This is a genomic window from Mycobacterium sp. DL99, from assembly GCF_004762045.1.
Lineage (GTDB): Bacteria > Actinomycetota > Actinomycetes > Mycobacteriales > Mycobacteriaceae > Mycobacterium.
Genome location: NZ_SJOM01000007.1, coordinates 1,906,712 through 1,923,897, shown reverse-complemented (window position 1 = coordinate 1,923,897; position 17,186 = coordinate 1,906,712). Strand labels below are relative to the sequence as shown.

The 17,186-nt window shown below is 66.0% G+C and carries 14 protein-coding genes; 2 read left to right on the top strand and 12 right to left on the bottom strand.

Going from position 1 to position 17,186, the window contains the following annotated elements; translation table 11 throughout:
- Window positions 1-4: 4 nt before the first annotated feature.
- The 3 genes from EYZ64_RS09680 to EYZ64_RS09670 all read right to left on the bottom strand — a co-directional run bounded on the left by EYZ64_RS09680 (window position 5) and on the right by EYZ64_RS09670 (window position 5,250).
- Window positions 5-1,795, bottom strand: a complete 1,791-nt coding sequence (locus tag EYZ64_RS09680) for a BCCT family transporter (protein WP_135453247.1) — start codon at window positions 1,793-1,795, stop codon at window positions 5-7.
- Between the two features lie 61 nt (window positions 1,796-1,856).
- Complete coding sequence (locus EYZ64_RS09675) at window positions 1,857-3,266, bottom strand: WS/DGAT/MGAT family O-acyltransferase (RefSeq protein WP_135453246.1); 1,410 nt, start codon at window positions 3,264-3,266, stop codon at window positions 1,857-1,859.
- Between the two features lie 130 nt (window positions 3,267-3,396).
- Window positions 3,397-5,250, bottom strand: a complete 1,854-nt coding sequence (locus EYZ64_RS09670) for an ABC transporter ATP-binding protein/permease (protein WP_135453245.1) — start codon at window positions 5,248-5,250, stop codon at window positions 3,397-3,399.
- 165 nt (window positions 5,251-5,415) lie between these two features.
- Here EYZ64_RS09670 and EYZ64_RS09665 point away from each other — a divergent pair, with 165 nt between their 5' ends.
- Entirely contained in the window at window positions 5,416-5,886 is a 471-nt protein-coding gene (locus EYZ64_RS09665) for an Rv3235 family protein (protein ID WP_135453244.1), read from the top strand.
- Here EYZ64_RS09665 and secA read toward each other — a convergent pair.
- From secA to EYZ64_RS09630, 7 genes are all read right to left on the bottom strand, one after another.
- Window positions 5,883-8,738: a preprotein translocase subunit SecA gene (secA, locus tag EYZ64_RS09660; RefSeq protein WP_135453243.1), complete on the bottom strand. Its 2,856-nt coding sequence runs from the start codon at window positions 8,736-8,738 to the stop codon at window positions 5,883-5,885. The two genes, EYZ64_RS09665 and secA, sit on opposite strands and share 4 nt — an antisense overlap.
- 173 nt (window positions 8,739-8,911) lie before the next feature.
- Complete coding sequence (gene hpf / locus EYZ64_RS09655) at window positions 8,912-9,562, bottom strand: ribosome hibernation-promoting factor, HPF/YfiA family (protein ID WP_167858091.1); 651 nt, start codon at window positions 9,560-9,562, stop codon at window positions 8,912-8,914.
- 328 nt (window positions 9,563-9,890) lie between these two features.
- Window positions 9,891-10,520 carry a ComF family protein gene (locus EYZ64_RS09650; protein ID WP_135459917.1) on the bottom strand — a complete coding sequence of 210 codons (630 nt, stop codon included), beginning with the start codon at window positions 10,518-10,520 and terminating at the stop codon, window positions 9,891-9,893.
- 118 nt (window positions 10,521-10,638) lie between these two features.
- Window positions 10,639-12,399, bottom strand: coding sequence for an MtrAB system accessory lipoprotein LpqB (gene lpqB, locus EYZ64_RS09645; RefSeq protein ID WP_135453241.1), 1,761 nt, complete (start codon window positions 12,397-12,399; stop codon window positions 10,639-10,641).
- Complete coding sequence (gene mtrB / locus EYZ64_RS09640; RefSeq protein WP_135453240.1) at window positions 12,396-14,057, bottom strand: MtrAB system histidine kinase MtrB; 1,662 nt, start codon at window positions 14,055-14,057, stop codon at window positions 12,396-12,398. Before mtrB ends, lpqB begins: the two co-directional genes overlap by 4 nt.
- Window positions 14,054-14,740, bottom strand: coding sequence for a two-component system response regulator MtrA (mtrA, locus tag EYZ64_RS09635; protein ID WP_019343547.1), 687 nt, complete (start codon window positions 14,738-14,740; stop codon window positions 14,054-14,056). Before mtrA ends, mtrB begins: the two co-directional genes overlap by 4 nt.
- Before the next feature lie 52 nt (window positions 14,741-14,792).
- Complete coding sequence (locus EYZ64_RS09630) at window positions 14,793-15,425, bottom strand: dTMP kinase (RefSeq protein ID WP_135453239.1); 633 nt, start codon at window positions 15,423-15,425, stop codon at window positions 14,793-14,795.
- A gap of 99 nt (window positions 15,426-15,524) precedes the next feature.
- On the opposite strand from EYZ64_RS09630, the gene EYZ64_RS09625 reads away from it, so the two are divergent.
- The gene (locus EYZ64_RS09625) at window positions 15,525-16,232 is read left to right on the top strand and encodes a hypothetical protein (protein WP_135453238.1); all 708 of its coding nucleotides are present in this window, start codon (window positions 15,525-15,527) and stop codon (window positions 16,230-16,232) included.
- A gap of 6 nt (window positions 16,233-16,238) precedes the next feature.
- On the opposite strand, the gene EYZ64_RS09620 is transcribed toward EYZ64_RS09625, so the two are convergent.
- Both EYZ64_RS09620 and EYZ64_RS09615 read right to left on the bottom strand, forming a co-directional pair.
- A complete protein-coding gene (locus EYZ64_RS09620) occupies window positions 16,239-16,628 on the bottom strand; it encodes an HAD family hydrolase (protein WP_135453237.1) in 390 nt (129 codons plus the stop codon).
- 33 nt (window positions 16,629-16,661) lie between these two features.
- The gene (locus EYZ64_RS09615) at window positions 16,662-17,117 is read right to left on the bottom strand and encodes a hypothetical protein (protein ID WP_135453236.1); all 456 of its coding nucleotides are present in this window, start codon (window positions 17,115-17,117) and stop codon (window positions 16,662-16,664) included.
- Between the last annotated feature and the right edge of the window lie 69 nt (window positions 17,118-17,186).

Below are 17,186 nucleotides of genomic sequence, written 5' to 3'. Positions count from 1 at the left end.
GACCCTAGCCGTCCTCGGCGTCCTTTCGATCCGCGGCTTGCGGGTCCTTCTCCACCGAAATCACGAAGTCGTCGCCATGCTGGGTGACACCGCTGACCACGGCGCTACTCACCGCCTCCACCGCGTACTGACGACGAACCACCAACGGATCCTGGCGAAGGTCGCGCACAAGTGCCACCGCGAGACCGATCATCACCAGCACGAACGGCACCGCGACGACGATGGTGATCGACTGCAGACCGTTGAGGGCATCGGCACCACCTACCAGCAGCATCACCGCGGCGACCGCACCGGTGGCGACACCCCAGAAGATCACCGTCGGGCGGGTCGGTTTGATGGTGCCGCGCTCGGACAGCGAACCCATCACGATCGACGCGGCGTCAGCGCCCGACACGAAGAAGATGGCGACCAGCACCATCACCACGACGCTGGTGACAGTAGCGATCGGATATTCACCGAGCAGGCTGAACAACTGCCGCTCCTGGCTGCCCATACCTGCGAGGTCCACACCGTTCTGCTGCTCGAAGATGGCCGCACCGCCGAACACACAGAACCAGACCAGCGACACCACGCTGGGCACCAGCAGCACCCCGGTCACGAATTGCCGGATGGTGCGGCCCCGCGAGATCCGGGCGATGAACATGCCGACGAACGGGGTCCAGGAGATCCACCACGCCCAGTAGAAGATGGTCCAGTCCTGGAGCCAGGCGCTGACCGCGGGGCCCTCAGCCCCGGTACGGGCTGCCATCTGCGGGAGGTCTCCCAGGTAACTGCCGATCGCCGTCGGAATCATGTCCAGCATGAACATCGTGGGACCGACCACGAAGATGAACAGGGCCATCGCAACCGCCAGCACCATGTTGGTGTTGGACAGCCATTGAATCCCGCGCGCGACCCCGGACACCGCCGACAGGACGAACGCGATGGTCAGGACCGTGATGATGATGATCAGGATGGCATTGCCGGTCTCACCGATCCCCGTGACGATGTGCAACCCGCTGCGGATCTGCAGCGCGCCGAGCCCCAGTGAGGCGGCCGACCCGAACAGCGTGGCGAAGATCGCCAGCATGTCGATCACCTTGCCCCACGGCCCGTTGGCACGTTTGCCCAGCAGGGGCTCGAACGCCGCACTGACCAGCTGCAGCCTGCCCTTGCGATACACGCCGTAGGCAATGGTCAGGCCGACGACCGCATAGATCGCCCACGGATGCAGCGTCCAGTGGAACATCGTCGTCGCCATGGCGGTCTGCGCGGCCTCGGAATTGCCGGGTGCGCCGGTGCCCGGTGGCGGGGAGGCGAAATGCGACAGCGGCTCGGAGACTCCGAAGAACATCAGACCGATCCCCATACCGGCGCTGAACATCATCGCCACCCAGGACACCGTGCGGAACTCCGGCTCATCGTCGTCACGGCCCAACGGGATGTTGCCGTAACGGCTCATGGCCAGCCAGATCACAAAGACCACGAACCCCGACGCGGTCAGGACGAAAAGCCAACCGACATCGGCCATCACCCAACTGAGCGCGTTCGACGACGCCGCGGCAAGCGAATCCGTGCTGACGAATCCCCAGACCAGGAAAGCGAGAGCGATGGCGGCGGTGACGCCGAAGACCACCCAGTCCACCCCGGCTCGCCGGGTATAGGCCTTCTGCTCCACCGGAACATCGAGCGCCGGATGGTGCGGCACCACATCGGTGACGCGCGACTTGAGCGTGCCTTGCGTTTTCTTTACTGCGGTTTCGTCGGCTTCTTGCGTGTGCTTGTCGGATCTACTTTTTCGTATCTCAGCTGGCATGATCAATTCATCAGACCGCGAATTCCAGCTCAGGTCAAACACGTCATGCGTTTTGCCAGATTTACTTGGCGGCCTCGAGCAACTCGTCAAGAGATTCACGGAACAGGCTCGGCAGGACGTCGACGTCGCTCATCGCGTCACGGTCGGCGTTGATCCCGAAATACAACATGCCGTCGTACGAGGTGACCCCGATGGCCAGAACCTGATTCTGCAGCAATGGCGGCACGGCATAGGTCTCCAGCAGCTTCGTGCCCGCGACATACATCTGCTTCTGGGCCCCGGGCACGTTGGTGATCAGCAGGTTGAACAGCCGCGCCGAGAACCCCGTCGCCACACGAATACCCATGGCGTGCAACGTCGGCGGCGCGAACCCGGACAGGGTCACGATCGTGCGCGCGTCGACCAGGCTGGCCGCGGTGGAATGCGACTCGGTGGCATGGGCGATCTGAGAGAGCCGCACCACCGGGTTGCCCTCACCGACCGGGAGATCGACCAGGAACGGCGAGACCTCGCTGATCGCCTGCCCCGGCCCCGACGAGTCCAGTTCGGCGTCCGGATACACCGACATCGGCGCCATCGCCCGCACCGTGGTGGTCGGGGTCACCGGCTCCCCGCGCGACAGCAGCCAGTTGCGCAGCGCGCCGGCCACCACGGCCAGGACGACGTCGTTGATGTCGCAGTTGTAGCGGGCCCGCACCAGCCGGTAGTCCTCCAACCGATGCTGATCCACCGAGAACCGGCGGTTGCGCGAGACCGTCGTGTTCAGCGGGCTGTTGGGCGCGGTGCCACGCGCCACCGTGCGAGCCACGTCGGCAACCCGGCGACCCACCGCGGCCAATTCGGTGGCACTGGTTGCCACCTCGGTCACGGTGTCCCGCAAGGCGGCCAGCTGGCTGGTCGGCCGGGTGACCCACTCCCCGATCGCACCGAGCATCAACTGGCGGTCGCTGGGCTCGCGGGCCGGAATCCAGATGTCCTCGCCGAACTCCGGCGGCTTCTGCGCGCGGTCGGCGATCACGTGCCCGATCTCGAGTGCGGTCATACCGTTGACCAGCGCCTGGTGCGTCTTGGTGTAGATCGCGATGCGGTTCTTGGTCAACCCTTCGACCAGGTACATCTCCCACAGCGGCCGGGTCCGGTCCAACGGCCGCGAACCCAGCCGGGCGATCAGGTCATGCAGCTGAGCGTCGCTGCCCGGAGAAGGCAGCGCCGAGCGCCGGATGTGGTAGGTGATGTCGAAATCCCGGTCGTCCACCCACACCGGCCGGGCCAGGCCCAACGTCACCTCACGCACCTTCTGCCGGTAGCGCGGAATCTGCGGCAAACGGTGCTCGACGGTCTCCAGCAGGGTCTCGTAACTCAAGCCGGCACGCGGCTTCCGCAGGATCGACAAGGATCCGACGTACATGGGCGTGGCGGTGTTCTCCAAGTGGTAGAACGCTGCGTCGGAAGCCGACAGCCTGCTCACCATGCGGCGCCAACCTCCCCCATCTCGCTCCGCTCGAACCCCGTCACGTTAACCGGCGATTCTGTCCCCGCGCATCACGGGTACTGCCGCCCGTCAATTTCATCCTCCTGGTCACGCCGGCGCCACCCGGACTTCAGACCGAAATCACCGAAAGCTCCCATCTCCCGTCGCCCTCCAGGCTCAACCGGGACCGGTGATGACGATCGACCGTGGACCGGTGCCCCACACTGACCACCACGCAATCGGGTAACCGTTTCCGCACCAACCCATACATGGCGTCTTCGAGCCCCTCGTCCAACGCCGATGTCGACTCGTCGAGAAACACCACCCGCGGGCGCACCAGCAACACCCGTGCGATCGAGACGCGCTGTTGTTCGCCCAGCGACAGCACCGACGCCCAGTCGGCTTCTTCCTCCAGGCGTTCGGCCAGGTGCCCGAGGGCCACCGCGCACAACGTGTCCCGCAATTCGCTGTCGCTCACATCGGCAATCGGAAGCGGGTACACGACCGCGGCCCGGAGATCGCCCAGCGGCAGATACGGCAGTTGGGGCAGGAACAGCGTCGCCCATCCCGACGGGTATTCCACCAGTCCTGCTGTCCGCGGCCACAACTCGGCCAGGCTGCGCAGCAGGGTGGTCTTACCGCACCCGGACGGTCCCTTCACCACCACGCTGTCCCCCGGGTTCAACACCATCGTCAGATCGGTGATCAGCGGACGCCCCTGCAGGTCACCGACCTCCACATCGGTCAGTGCCAGCGATTCCGCCGTCGGACCGACGGCGATCCTGGGCAACTCCCGAGCCCGGCGATCGCTGTCGAGCATCTGGTCGATCCGCATCAGCGCGGCCCGGTACACGGTGAACTCGTCATAGCTGTCCCGGAAGAACGCCATTGCGGCACAGACGTTTCCGAATGCCGCGACGGTCTGCAGCAGACCACCCAGAGTGATCTGACCGGCGAAAAACCGGGGTGCCTGCACGATGTAGGGGATCATGCCGGTCGTCACATCGCCGACGCCGCGGTTCCAACCGTTGAGCCGGAGTTGGGCGAACACGATGCGCCACATGTTGGCGATGATCTCGGCGAACCGGGAGTGCAGCAACCGCCGTTCGCGCTCGGAGCCCCGGTAGAAGGCCACGCGCTCGGCACTGTCCCGCAACCGCACCAACGCGTACCGGAAACTGGCGCTGAACCGTTCGTTGAGGAAGTTCAGCCGCACCAGCGGGCGGCCGATCCAGAACGCGATGACCGTCACCGTGATCGAGAAGATGAATGCCACGAAGACCATCGCCCGCGGAATCACCCAGCCGCCCAACTGCAACGGCCCCGACAGTTGCCACAGCACGCCGGTGAACATGACGATCAGCAGCGACTTGTTGACCGCCCCGACACTCATGTCGACCGACTTGGTGGTGACAGTCTCGACATCGTTCTGGATGCGCTGGTCGGGGTTCTCCACCGGAGGATCCAGGAAGCGGTTGCGGTAGAACGCATCACCGGTCATCCAATCGTCGACCAGGCGGGTGTTGAGCCAGATGCGCCAATGGATGGAGAAGACCCGGCGCAGGAACAGGTCGACCACCGTGTAGATCACCGTGAGCGCCACCAGAATCCCGCTGATCGCAAACGACGTCATGAACGCCTGGCGCGCGGCATCCAGTTTGTCGGCGTCGTGGGTGGCCAGTGCCTCCGAACCGGCCTGGATCGCATTCATCAGATCCGCGTACTGATAGGTGAAGATCACCACCACCCGGGCCGAATACACGGTGTGCCACAGGATGAACGCCAGCAGCGCCCAGGTGCGCCAACTGCCCCGGCCGCGGAAGAACGGGGCGTTGACCCGCCAGAACTGTCGTCCCCACCGGGTGGACCTCGCGATGAGCAGCGCGACTGCAAGGAACACCACGAAGGTGATCACCCACGCCTGCAACGTCCATATCAGCGAGCGCAGCGGCTCGGCCGGCCAATCGATACTGGGCTCAACCATCTGTCCCCCTGGTCAGTGCCCGAGGTGTGCGTCACCGTCACGTTATCCGGCAAAACCGATGGCCCCATGATCCGTGCTTTCGGCACGCCGAACGCATGCGATCATGGGGAGGTCTGCACCTCTCCAGCAGATGTCGTCCATGATGCCGACCGCTGGAGGTTGCCTGTGCCCATCCCGAAACTCACCGCGCTGACCGCCCCGGTGATCGACTGCGAGCCGCCCGCGCTGCCGCTGGGAGCCGCACCGGCTTGCACGGCGCCGACCGTGCTGCACGGGCCTACCCCGCGCCGGTTGCGGCTGGCCATTCCCGAGCCGGAACGGCGACTGCAGCCCGGCGCCGCGCAGTTCACCGACATGGCACTGCGCCGGGTCCTCGAAGTCCTCGATCGGCGCAGGCCGCCGGCTCAGCTGAGGTCGTTGATGAGCCAACTCGTGCTCGACGCAGTCATCGCCGCCGCCAAGTCCCGCCACCCGACCACAGCGAGCCTGCGCCGGGTGGGGCTGCGCCCGGCAGCCTCATCAGAGGCCGCCGAGCTGTTCGCCACCTACACCCGCGGGGCCCGGGTGCGCGCCATCGCCGGCCGTATCGAATTACGCAGTGGCCGTTGGCAACTCACTGCGCTGCAGTTGGGTTAGCTCTTGCGGTGCGACTTCGCCGGCCGGCCGGTCTTGGCCTGCTTGCGGGCCGCTTCACGACGCTCACGCCGGGTGCCACCACCGGTCGGCGCGGAATGCCGTCCGCCGCCCGAGCGCTGCACCTCCGCGGTGCCGTCCTCGGACGGTCCGGTGTAGGTCAGCGGCGGTGCTTCGGTCTCGATCCCTTTCGCACGCAACGCCGGCGCGGGGCGCTCCTTGGTGGCCACCGCACCCGACTCCGGATCAGCGGCCGTGGCCTCCCCGGCCTTTGCCGCGGCGGCCGCAGCGAACTCGGCCAGCCCGCTGGGCGCAGCCACGGGTGCGACTTGAGCGCTGGGGGGAGCCGGCGCGGCCTCGACCTGAACGTTGAACAGGAATCCGACGGACTCCTCCTTGAGCGCGTCGAGCATGCCGACGAACATGTCGTAGCCCTCGCGCTGGTACTCGACCAGCGGGTCGCGCTGGGCCATCGCCCGCAGGCCGATGCCCTCCTTGAGGTAGTCCATCTCGTAGAGGTGTTCGCGCCACTTGCGGTCGATCACGTTCAGCAGGACGTTGCGCTCCAACTGACGCATGGCGCCCTCGCCGGCCAGCTCTTCGAGCTGCTTCTCGCGCTCGGCGTAGGCGCGGTCGGCGTCGGCGATCAACGCCTCGAGCAGCTCCTCGCGGGTCAGCTCACCGGGCTCACCGACCGCGTCGGAGTCGACCAGATCGTGGTGGTCGATGCCGACCGGGTACAGCGTCTTCAGCGCGTCCCACAGCTTGGCCAGATCCCAGTCCTCGGCGTAGCCCTCGGCGGTGGCACCGTCGACGTAGGCGGTGATCACGTCGACGAGCATGTCGTGGGCCTGCTCCTGGAGGTTCTCGCCCTCCAGCAGCAGCCGCCGTTCCTTGTAGATGACCTTGCGCTGCTGGTTCATCACCTCGTCGTACTTGAGGACGTTCTTGCGGACCTCGAAGTTCTGCTGCTCGACCTGCGTCTGGGCGCTCTTGATGGCGCGGGTCACCATCTTGGCCTCGATCGGCACATCGTCGGGCAGGTTCAGCCTGGTCAGCAACGACTCCAGCGTTGCGCCATTGAACCGTCGCATCAACTCGTCGCCCAGCGACAGGTAGAACCGGGACTCGCCCGGGTCACCCTGGCGGCCCGAGCGGCCGCGCAGCTGGTTGTCGATACGCCGGGACTCGTGGCGCTCGGTGCCCAGCACGTACAGCCCACCGGCGTCGGTGACCTTCTCGGCCTCCTTGCCGGCCTCTTCCTTGATGGCCGTCAGGGTGTCGTCCCAGGCGGCCTCGTACTCCTCCGGGGTCTCCACCGGGTCCAGGCCCTTTTCGCGCAGCCGCTTGTCGGCCAGGAAGTCGGCGTTGCCGCCGAGCACGATGTCGGTACCGCGACCGGCCATGTTGGTGGCGACGGTGATGGCGCCGAGCCGGCCGGCCTCGGCGATGATGTTGGCCTCTTGCTCGTGGTACTTCGCGTTCAGGACGTTGTGCGGAATCTTGCGCTTGGTGAATTGCCGCGACAGGTACTCGGAGCGCTCGACGCTGGTGGTACCGATCAGCACCGGCTGACCCTTTTCGTAGCGCTCGGACACGTCGTCGACGACGGCGATGTACTTGGCTTCCTCGGTCTTGTAGATCAGGTCGCCCTGATCCTGACGGACCATCGGCCTGTTGGTCGGGATCGGCACCACACCCAGCTTGTAGATCTCGTGCAGCTCGGCGGCCTCGGTCTCGGCCGTGCCGGTCATGCCGGACAGCTTGTCGTAGAGGCGGAAGTAGTTCTGCAGCGTGATGGTGGCCAGTGTCTGGTTCTCGGCCTTGATCTCGACGTGCTCCTTGGCCTCGATCGCCTGGTGCATGCCCTCGTTGTAGCGGCGTCCCAGCAGCACACGGCCGGTGAACTCGTCGACGATGAGCACCTCGCCGTCGCGGACGATGTAATCCTTGTCGCGCTGGAACAGCTCCTTGGCCTTGATGGCGTTGTTCAAGTAGCTGACCAGCGGCGAGTTGGCGGCCTCGTAGAGGTTCTCGATGCCCAGCTGGTCCTCGACGAACTCCACACCCAGCTCGTGCACACCGATGGTGCGCTTGCGGATGTCGACCTCGTAGTGGGTGTCCTTCTCCATCAACGGGGCCAGCCGGGCGAACTCGCTGTACCAGTTGGAGGCGCCGTCGGCGGGGCCCGAGATGATCAGCGGGGTACGTGCCTCGTCGATGAGGATCGAGTCGACCTCGTCCACGATCGCGAAGTTGTGGCCACGCTGGACCATGTCGTCGGTCGAGTGCGCCATGTTGTCGCGCAGGTAGTCGAAGCCGAACTCGTTATTGGTGCCGTAGGTGATGTCGGCGGCATAGGCCGTCCGGCGTTCCTCCGGGGTCAGGCCCGAGAGGATGACACCCACGTCGAAACCCAGGAACCGGTGCACGCGACCCATCCACTCGCTGTCGCGTTTGGCCAGGTAGTCGTTGACCGTGACGACGTGCACGCCCTCGCCGCCCAGCGCGTTGAGGTAGGCGGGCAGCACCGCGGTCAGGGTCTTGCCCTCACCGGTCTTCATCTCGGCCACGTTGCCGAAGTGCAGGGCCGCGCCGCCCATGATCTGGACCTCGAAGTGCTTCTGGCTCAGCACCCGCCAGGCGGCTTCACGGGCCACGGCGAACGCCTCGGGCAGCAGGTCGTCGAGGTCCTCGCCGTCGGCGATCCGCTTCTTGAACTCGTCGGTCTTGGCTCGCAGCTCGGCGTCCGAGAGCTTCTCCATGTCGTCGGACAAGGTGTCGACATAATCGGCCACCTTCTTGAGGCGCTTGACCATGCGGCCTTCACCGAGACGGAGCAACTTCGACAGCACGCTATTTCCCCTGTGGGTTCGATGGATCCCATGGGCGGGATCGCTCGGGCTTAGTTGGCCTCCATCGTAGGTGACCGGTCGAAGTCGCTGGTTCTGCTGGCGCGAAGAAACAAAATCGCACCCCGGATTGCTCCGAGGTGCGATTTCGTTTCTTCGTGTCTACCCGAGACGCACTACGCCAGGCGGATCAGCCCGTAGTCGTAGGCATGGCGGCGATAGACCACCGACGGCCGATCGCTCTCCTTGTCGTGGAACAGGAAGAAATCGTGGCCTACCAGCTCCATTTCATAGAGGGCGTCGTCGACCGTCATCGGCCTCGCCGGGTGTTCCTTGGTCCGCACGATCCGGCCAGGCTCGTGGTCGTCGAGGCCATCCGCCAATCCGGCGTCGGCCGTCGACGTCGGTTGGGCTTCGAACACCGCCTCGTGCGCGGTCGCTTCGGCAAGCGAGACCGGGGTCTTGTCGCCGTAGTGGATCTTGCGCCGGTCCTTGCTGCGGCGCAGTCTGCTCTCGAGTTTGCCGGCCGCTGACTCCAAAGCGGCATAGAAGCTGTCAGCGCAGGCCTCGCCGCGCACCACCGGGCCACGGCCGCGGGCCGTGATCTCGACGTGCTGGCAGTTCTTGCGCTGACGGCGGTTACGTTCGTGGTCGAGCTCGACGTCGAACAGGTAGATGGTGCGGTCAAACCGCTCCAGGCGCGACAACTTCTCCGAGACGTAGATACGGAAATGGTCTGGAACTTCGACGTTTCGACCCTTGACCACAACTTCTGCGTTCGGCTCCGGGGTGGTGTCGCCGACCTGCTCGTCGGGGTCGACCACCATGGTGGCGCTTGTTTCCGGGGAATGGGTTGACATACTCGGCAACTCGTTTCTCTCAGTTGTCACACGCTCACGCGTGCCCTACTTCTCAACGAATCGTGATCGTGCCGACGGGCCGGAAAATTTGCTCCACCCATCGGCGAAAGGTGTCGGGTACTCACCTCCTACCGTTCAGCGGTGAAGTGGCGCTGCGTTACGGGAGCGCCGCCGTGAGTCATTCACGGGTGGTTGCTGCCGACGGTAGTCCGTGTTCACCCACTCGTGCCACCAATTTCAAATACGTGTTTTCAGTTCTTCATGTGGGTTTGATCGCAGCGAAATGACGCGTGCGTCAGGCATGCGAAATCGCCAGCACAGCGGACACCTGAGCCCCGGCGCGCGTGAGCATCCGCACCGATTCGGCGGCCGTCGCCCCGGTGGTGACGATGTCGTCGACCAACACCAACTCACCTGCAACCGGTCGGATCAGACGCACCCGGCCGGCGATGTTGCGCTGACGTGCGGCGCTCGACAGGCCCACCGAATCACGCACCCACGGCCGCAGGCGCAGCGCCGGTACGACGCGCACACCTGGCAGACCGGACGCCGCCGACGTCGCGATCCGGCCGACCGGATCACCTCCGCGGCGACGCGCTGCCGCACGCCGGGTGGGCGCGGGTACGACGGTCACCGGAGTGCCGACGATGCCCCAGGTCAGCAGGTGCTGAAGGCCGGTACTCAGCGTGCCGGCCAGCGGGGTGATCAGGTCGGTACGGCCGTGCTCCTTGACCGCCACGATGGCGCGCCTGCGGACACCGGCGTGGCGTCCCAGCGCGAAGACCGGGACTCCCGGATCGGTCCGCGGAGTCACCAGGTGCGGCTCGTCGTCAGCGACGCCGAGTTGTGCGGCACACGACGCACACCACCGGGTCGACGGCGCCCCGCAGCCGCCACACTCCAGCGGCAGGATGAGGTCGAGCATGCCGGCAGTCTGCGCGCCGGCACCGACATCGCCGGTTTCCACTTCGCCGCTTTCCACACCTGGGTCATGGATCCGGGCGGGTGCACAGCCCGGGTGCAGAAACCGGCGCGGCAGCGGCTCAGCCGGGCAGCACCGGCAGCGAGCCGGGAACCATCAGCGGGCGCACCTCGACCCAGCCGGGGTTGCCCTCACTGGCCGACGCGGAAAGCTGCATCACGCCGCGTTGGTCGGCGACGTACACGGTCGACGGATTGGCGGCCACCGTGGACACCGGGGCCACCAGGTTGCTGCTGGGCCCGTCCGAGTTCACCCCGTCGAGGTTCACATACGAGACGGGGTGGGTCGGGTCGGTCCGGCTTACCACGATGTCGTCGCCGGTACGCCAGGACAGCGACACCACGCTGTTGCCCAGACCGAAGCCGAGGCGCCGCGGATAGGTGAGCAGGAACTGTCCCTCGGGCGTTCGCTCGATCCCGGCCAGGATCACCTGTCCACCTATCACCATCGCCGCGCGGGTGCCGTCGCGAGAGAGCTGCAATTCGGTGATCGGACCCGGATAGCGGGTGGATACCGCGGCCACATCGACCGGAATGCGCGCCGGCACACCGGATGCGTCACGGATGGCACGCACCACGTTGGCATTGTCGACCACCACCCACACGGCCTGGTCGAGCGACCAGCTGGGCCGGGTCAGGGTGCGGCCTTCGATGGCCATGGCGGTGGGCCCGCCCAGCGGCCCCATCCACAGCGAGGCGGCGGTGGCCTCCGGCGCATCCGGCAGCACCACGACCGAGGCCGCGTCCTGACCGTTGCGCGACACCGAGGCCGACATCTGATTTGGCGCCGAGCCGAACGCCCCGGCAACCCGGCTGGTGCTCTGCCCGTCCAGCGCCACCAGTGAGCCGCCCACCAGCGCATGCAGGCCGGCGGCGGCACCGGGCACCGCCCCCGGGTCGGCGGCCGCGACGTCGGAGGTCTCCCATCCGTCGGTGAACCGATCGTCCAGCGGTGCACCGTCCGCGTTGATGACATAAGGCCCGCTGATCCCGGCCCGCGACAGGGTCCAGATGACCTGTGCGGCAAGCAGTTGACGACTGTGCGGATCGGTGGTCGAGAGGTTCTGTAGGTCGATCCGGGCACCGCCGTATCCGCGGCCCACCCCGGTCTTGCCACCGTCGGCCCGGGTCACCGGACCGCGCAGCTGCAGTGGCGCTTCGAGCAGGTTGCGCACCGTCCTGGCCATCTCCGGACGTGGCCCGGCCACCAGTTTGGAGATGAGCTCGGTGGCCAACTGGTCGGGATCGGAGACCGCGACGTAGCGCGGATCGGGCACGACCGTGGTTCCGGTCGGGTCGACGAAGTAGAGGGTGTTGCGCTTGTACGTCGACTGAAACTGTTGCCAGTCAAGGAAAACGCCGTTGGGCAGCTTGTCGATCCGCCAGCCGCCCGGAGTCTGGACGAGCTCGATCGGACCAGGGTCCGGCAGTGCCCCCTCCCCTGTCTCGAACACTCCCATATCGGACAGGGATCCGAGGATGTCCGCCCGCATATTCACCGAAACCCGGTCCGAGCCACGCGTTTCGACGAACACCACCCGATCGAGCAGCAGCGCGCTGCCGGCGTCGTCCCATGAGCTGGAGGCCGACTCGGTCAGAAACTGCCGGGCTGCCAGATGCCGGTTCGCGGGATCGGCAGTGGCCTTGAGGAATTCACGCAGGAGCACGTCGGGGTCCATCCCCGGCGCCGGTTTGGGCAGATTCGGTGGCGCCGGTCTGTCGACCGTGCCGATGGCCTGCGGGGACGATGAATTCGGAATTCCCGCGCACCCGGACACCAGAACTACCAGACCGACGATCACCACCGTCAGCAGGCGCTTCACACGTTCTCCTCAGCATGTTCCCGGTCCCGGTTGGGACTCTGCCGCGACTTCTGCTGGGGCGCAGCTGGTTTGAGCGGCAGCGGGCTGGCGGTCACCTTGTGGCCACGTACCAGCGGCAGCGTCAGGCGGAAGCAGGCCCCCTTGCCCGGTTCACCCCAGGCCTCCAACCGGCCCTGGTGCAGTCGCGCGTCCTCGATGCTGATGGCGAGGCCGAGCCCGGTTCCACCGGAGCGCCGGACCCGCGACGGATCCGATCGCCAGAAGCGGCTGAACACCAGTTTCTCCTCGCCGGGACGTAGGCCGACGCCGTAGTCGCGAACGGTGACCGCGACGGTGTCCTCGTCGGCGGCCATGCGGATTCGCACCGGTTTGCGTTCGGCGTGGTCGATGGCGTTGGCGATGAGATTGCGCAGGATCCGTTCCACCCGGCGCGGATCCACCTCGGCGATCACCTCGTCACCTGGCATGTTGACGTCGAGTTCGACCTCGGCGTCGGCCGCCAGGTGCCCCACGTTGTCCAGTGCGCTCTGCACCGTGGACCGCAGATCGACCGACTCCACCGACAGCTCGGCCACACCGGCATCGTGGCGGGAGATCTCCAGCAGATCGGCCAGCAGCGTCTCGAAGCGATCCAGTTCGTTGACCATCAGTTCGGTGGACCGGCGCAACGCCGGGTCCAGGTCCTCACTGTGGTCGTGGATCAGGTCGGCCGCCATGCGCACCGTGGTCAGCGGGGTGCGCAGCTCGTGGCTGACGTCAGAGGTGAAGCGGCGCTGCAGGTTACCGAATTCCTCGAGCTGCTGGATCTGGCGCGACAGGCTCTCGGCCATGTCGTTGAACGACACCGCCAGCCGGGCCATGTCGTCCTCACCCCGCACCGGCATCCGCTCGGTGAGGTGGCCTTCGGCGAACCGCTCGGCGATCCGCGAAGCCGAACGCACCGGCTGCACGATCTGCCGCGCCACCACCAGGGCGATCGCGGCCAGCAGACCCAACAACACCACACCACCGGTCGCCATGGTGCCGCGCACCAGCGAGATGGTGCTTTCCTCGTTGTTCAGCGGAAAGATCAGGTACAGCTCAAGATTGGGTACCGACGAGGACGCCGGGCTGCCGACGATCAACGCCGGTCCGGAGAACGCATCGGTCTGCACCGTGGCGTACTGGTAACTGACCTGCCCGGCTTTGACGAAGTCCCGCAGCGCCTTCGGCACCTGCTGCACCGGCCCGGCCGCAGCGGCTTCGCGCGGACCGTCGCCGGGAACCATGAGCACCGCGTCGAACGCCCCGGCCATATCCGCGCGGGCATCGGCCTTGCGATCGATCAGGGTGTTCCGGGCCAGCTGCAGGCTGCTGTCGAGCGAGCGGCTCTCCTCACCGCCGACGATGCCGCCGACCGTGATGCGGGCGCGCTCGACCTCCTCGGTGGCGGCCTTGACCTTGACCTCGAGAATCCGGTCGGTGATCTGGCTCGTCAGCACGAATCCGAGAACCAGGATGACCGCGAGCGAGAGCCCCAATGTCAGGGTGACCACCCGCAGCTGCAGCGATCGACGCCACACCATGCTCAGCGCTCTGCCGAGCGTCCCCAATCCGCGCAACAGTGGGCCGGAGCTTCCCCAGCGACCACGGATGCGCCGTCTGGAGCTGAAGATCACGGGGGTCCGGCCTTGTATCCCACTCCTCGAACGGTCAACACCACCTGCGGGTTCTCCGGGTCTTTCTCGACCTTGGCCCGCAACCGCTGGACATGCACGTTCACCAAACGGGTGTCAGCGGGGTGGCGATATCCCCACACCTGTTCGAGCAGCACATCACGAGTAAACACCTGGCGCGGTTTGCGTGCCAGCGCCACGAGCAGGTCGAACTCCAGAGGTGTCAGCGAAATCTGCTCACCCTGACGGGTCACCTTGTGGGCCGGCACATCGATCTCGACATCGTTGATCGACAGCAGCTCGGCGGGCTCGTCCTCGTTGCGGCGCAACCGCGCGCGCACGCGGGCGACGAGCTCCTTCGGCTTGAACGGCTTCATCACGTAGTCGTCGGCGCCGGATTCCAGGCCCAGCACCACGTCGACGGTGTCGGTCTTGGCGGTCAGCATGACGATCGGCACGCCGGAGTCGGCACGGAGCACCCGGCACACGTCGATCCCGTTCATGCCGGGCAACATCAGGTCCAGCAGGACCAGATCGGGCCGCAGTTCGCGGACCGCGGTGAGCGCCTGACTGCCATCGCCGATGACCGCGGTGTCGAATCCCTCACCACGCAAGACGATGGTGAGCATCTCGGCCAGCGATGGGTCGTCGTCGACGACAAGGATCCTTTGCCTCATGGTGTCCATGGTGTCACCCAATCGCGATAAAACCGGGGTACCACACGCGGGTTTCTCGGCTTTATCTGCTGCTTAGCCGACCCGCGAGGGCTGCCGGGTCCACATCCGGGCCCGCGGTGGCCCATCGACCGCACCAGTCGGTGGCGGCCAGGGCGGCGTATATCTCGCCGGTGCGCTGCTGCAGTCCACCGTCGCGTTCGTAGGCATCCTTGGCGCGGTCGGCCTCGGTGTTGGCCCGGTGCTCGGCCCGCTGTGCGGCCAGCTCCGTCGGGACGTCGAGCAGTACCTGCCAATCCGGCCTGGGAAGTCTGAGGCGGTCGAACTCGAGCTCGCGCACCCAGGCCACCGCCTCACCGTCGGCCCCCTGGTGCAGCCGGGCCGCACTGTAAGCGGCGTTCGAGGCGACATAGCGGTCCAGGATGACGACGTCGTAGGCGCCCTGCAGGTGTTCGATCTCCTCACGCGCGCCGGCCCGGTCGAGCGCGAACAGGGTGGCCATCGCGTAGATCGAATCGGCCAGGTCCCCGTGCGCCCCGTGCAGCGCCTCGGCGGCCAGGTCAGCGGGCACCGAATGGTGATAGCGCGGAAACGCCAGGCTGCCGACGGAGCGGTGATCGGCCTCGAACGCCGCTCGCAGGCCGTTGGTCAACGTACGTTTACCCGCGCCGTCGACGCCCTCGATCGCTATGAGCACAGTGGCAGCGTAATCGGTGCGGCGGGTCAGGTTTTGCCACGGTTAGGCTGCTGAGTCGGAGGCTGCTGCCGGTCGAATTCGGAAAATGGGGGGGTCAGGATGTCCAGCGACCAGACAGCGCAGTTGTTCACGATCGCCGCACAAGACGGTGGCGCTCTGCCGCGGGCGCAACTCTTCCGGGCGTTGGCCGGGAAGGAGATGTACTACGCGGCAACCGCCGTCGAAGTGGACGGCCGACGCAAGTTTTCAACCCCGCTTCGCAGACTCGATGACGGCAGTCTTGCCATGCTCGTCTACTCGTCGAAGAGGCACGCTGAGCTACCGCAACATTTCGCCGGTGCGCACTGGCCGACGCTGCTCGAAATTGCGCATGAATCGCTCCAGGCAGACTGGCTCGTGATCACCAATCTCAAGAACGAGACAGTTGCCATTTCGCGTGAGCACATGCCCGCTGTCATCGCCGATCTGAGGGGTGACGAGCTTGAAAAGGCCATCTCCTGCTCGGTTGATGCCAGACCCGAAGATTGGTTTGAATCTGCGCTGGCCGTTTTGCGCGGACGCGAGCTCTACCTCCATCTGCGAGGCAATGCGTCGCCCGGCGCGCAACAGACGATGCACACTTCTGCGGCGGCTGGGCGAAGCGGTTGGATCTTGGCTTACACAACCCGCACCCGCCCGGGTATCACGTACGGCGGCATCACCTGGGAGAGCCTTGTCGACATGACAAGGGGCACAGCGGAAATCCCGGGAGTTCAGATCGTCAACGATGCCGACGACTGGATCATTCTCGGCCGCGACGTCATCTGAGGCCGACTAATTCGGCCGCTGCTGCGGCGGAACGTAACCCGGTGTAAACCCTCGTTCCTGCACGATGAGGTTCAGGCCGCCGAGCGAGCACTCCTCGATGTCGTCGAAGGCGATGTCCGGTTTCAGGTCGGTGTGGAAGATGGGACGCCCCTCGGCGTCGTAGCCGCCGTAGCCCTTGTCGGCGTAGACGTCGACGTACTTCACGATGCCCATCGCGTCGGCGGCCCGACGCGCATATCCCTCACCACCGCCGGACCAGAGCATGATTCGCGTGTTCTTCATGCTCGCCAGGGTGATCAGCAGTGTGCGGATGCGCTCATTGGCAACGTAGGCATCGGTGATGGTGTTGTCACGCAACGTCCCGTCGATGTCGAAGGCGATGGTCACTTCCTTCATTGCCCTGAGCTCCTTCCATAAAGATAGCCATGCTTAGCATTCTTGTCCGGTGCCGTCGCTCGGTGCCCGAGATCGCCCGGCGATCTGCTCACCCCCGGCTCCACCGACCGGAGCACGTACGAGTACACCGATGAAGACGGCAACAAGGTCACGATCCCCTCGGTCGGCGAATCGATCTTCAACAGCCTCGGTCTGGACGTCAAACTCGGCGCCATCGGCATCTCGGTCAACGGCGAGGCGGTAGGCCCGATCGGGGCCCTGCAAGGCCTTGAAGACCGCCGCCGTCAACGACATCGTGAAGAAGCTGCAAGGCATCGCCCCGGAAACTGAGACCGTTGCCGACAGGGCAGCCACAGCCACGACCGTCGACAACGCAGCTTCCGACGCGGGCGCCGCGGCCACCGAACTGATCCACACCACCTCGAACAAGACGGTGGCGGTGCCACTGCCGAGTCCGGCCGACCAGACCAGCCCCGCAGGCGAGGTCACCGGAACCGACGAAAAGGCCGGGGCACAAACGGAATCAGTCGGCGATGCCGATGCGACGAAGCCGAAGTC

Excerpts from the sequence above, each read along its gene's own strand:
- EYZ64_RS09650 (WP_135459917.1), bottom strand. The coding sequence starts at position 10,520 with ATGCTCGACCTCATCCTGCCGCTGGAGTGTGGCGGCTGCGGGGCGCCG.
- EYZ64_RS09625 (WP_135453238.1), top strand. The coding sequence starts at position 15,525 with ATGTCCAGCGACCAGACAGCGCAGTTGTTCACGATCGCCGCACAAGAC.
- EYZ64_RS09675 (WP_135453246.1), bottom strand. The coding sequence starts at position 3,266 with ATGGTGAGCAGGCTGTCGGCTTCCGACGCAGCGTTCTACCACTTGGAG.
- hpf (WP_167858091.1), bottom strand. The coding sequence starts at position 9,562 with ATGGTGGTCGACCCCGACGAGCAGGTCGGCGACACCACCCCGGAGCCG.
- EYZ64_RS09620 (WP_135453237.1), bottom strand. The coding sequence starts at position 16,628 with ATGAAGGAAGTGACCATCGCCTTCGACATCGACGGGACGTTGCGTGAC.
- EYZ64_RS09680 (WP_135453247.1), bottom strand. The coding sequence starts at position 1,795 with ATGCCAGCTGAGATACGAAAAAGTAGATCCGACAAGCACACGCAAGAA.
- EYZ64_RS09670 (WP_135453245.1), bottom strand. The coding sequence starts at position 5,250 with ATGGTTGAGCCCAGTATCGATTGGCCGGCCGAGCCGCTGCGCTCGCTG.
- mtrA (WP_019343547.1), bottom strand. The coding sequence starts at position 14,740 with ATGGACACCATGAGGCAAAGGATCCTTGTCGTCGACGACGACCCATCG.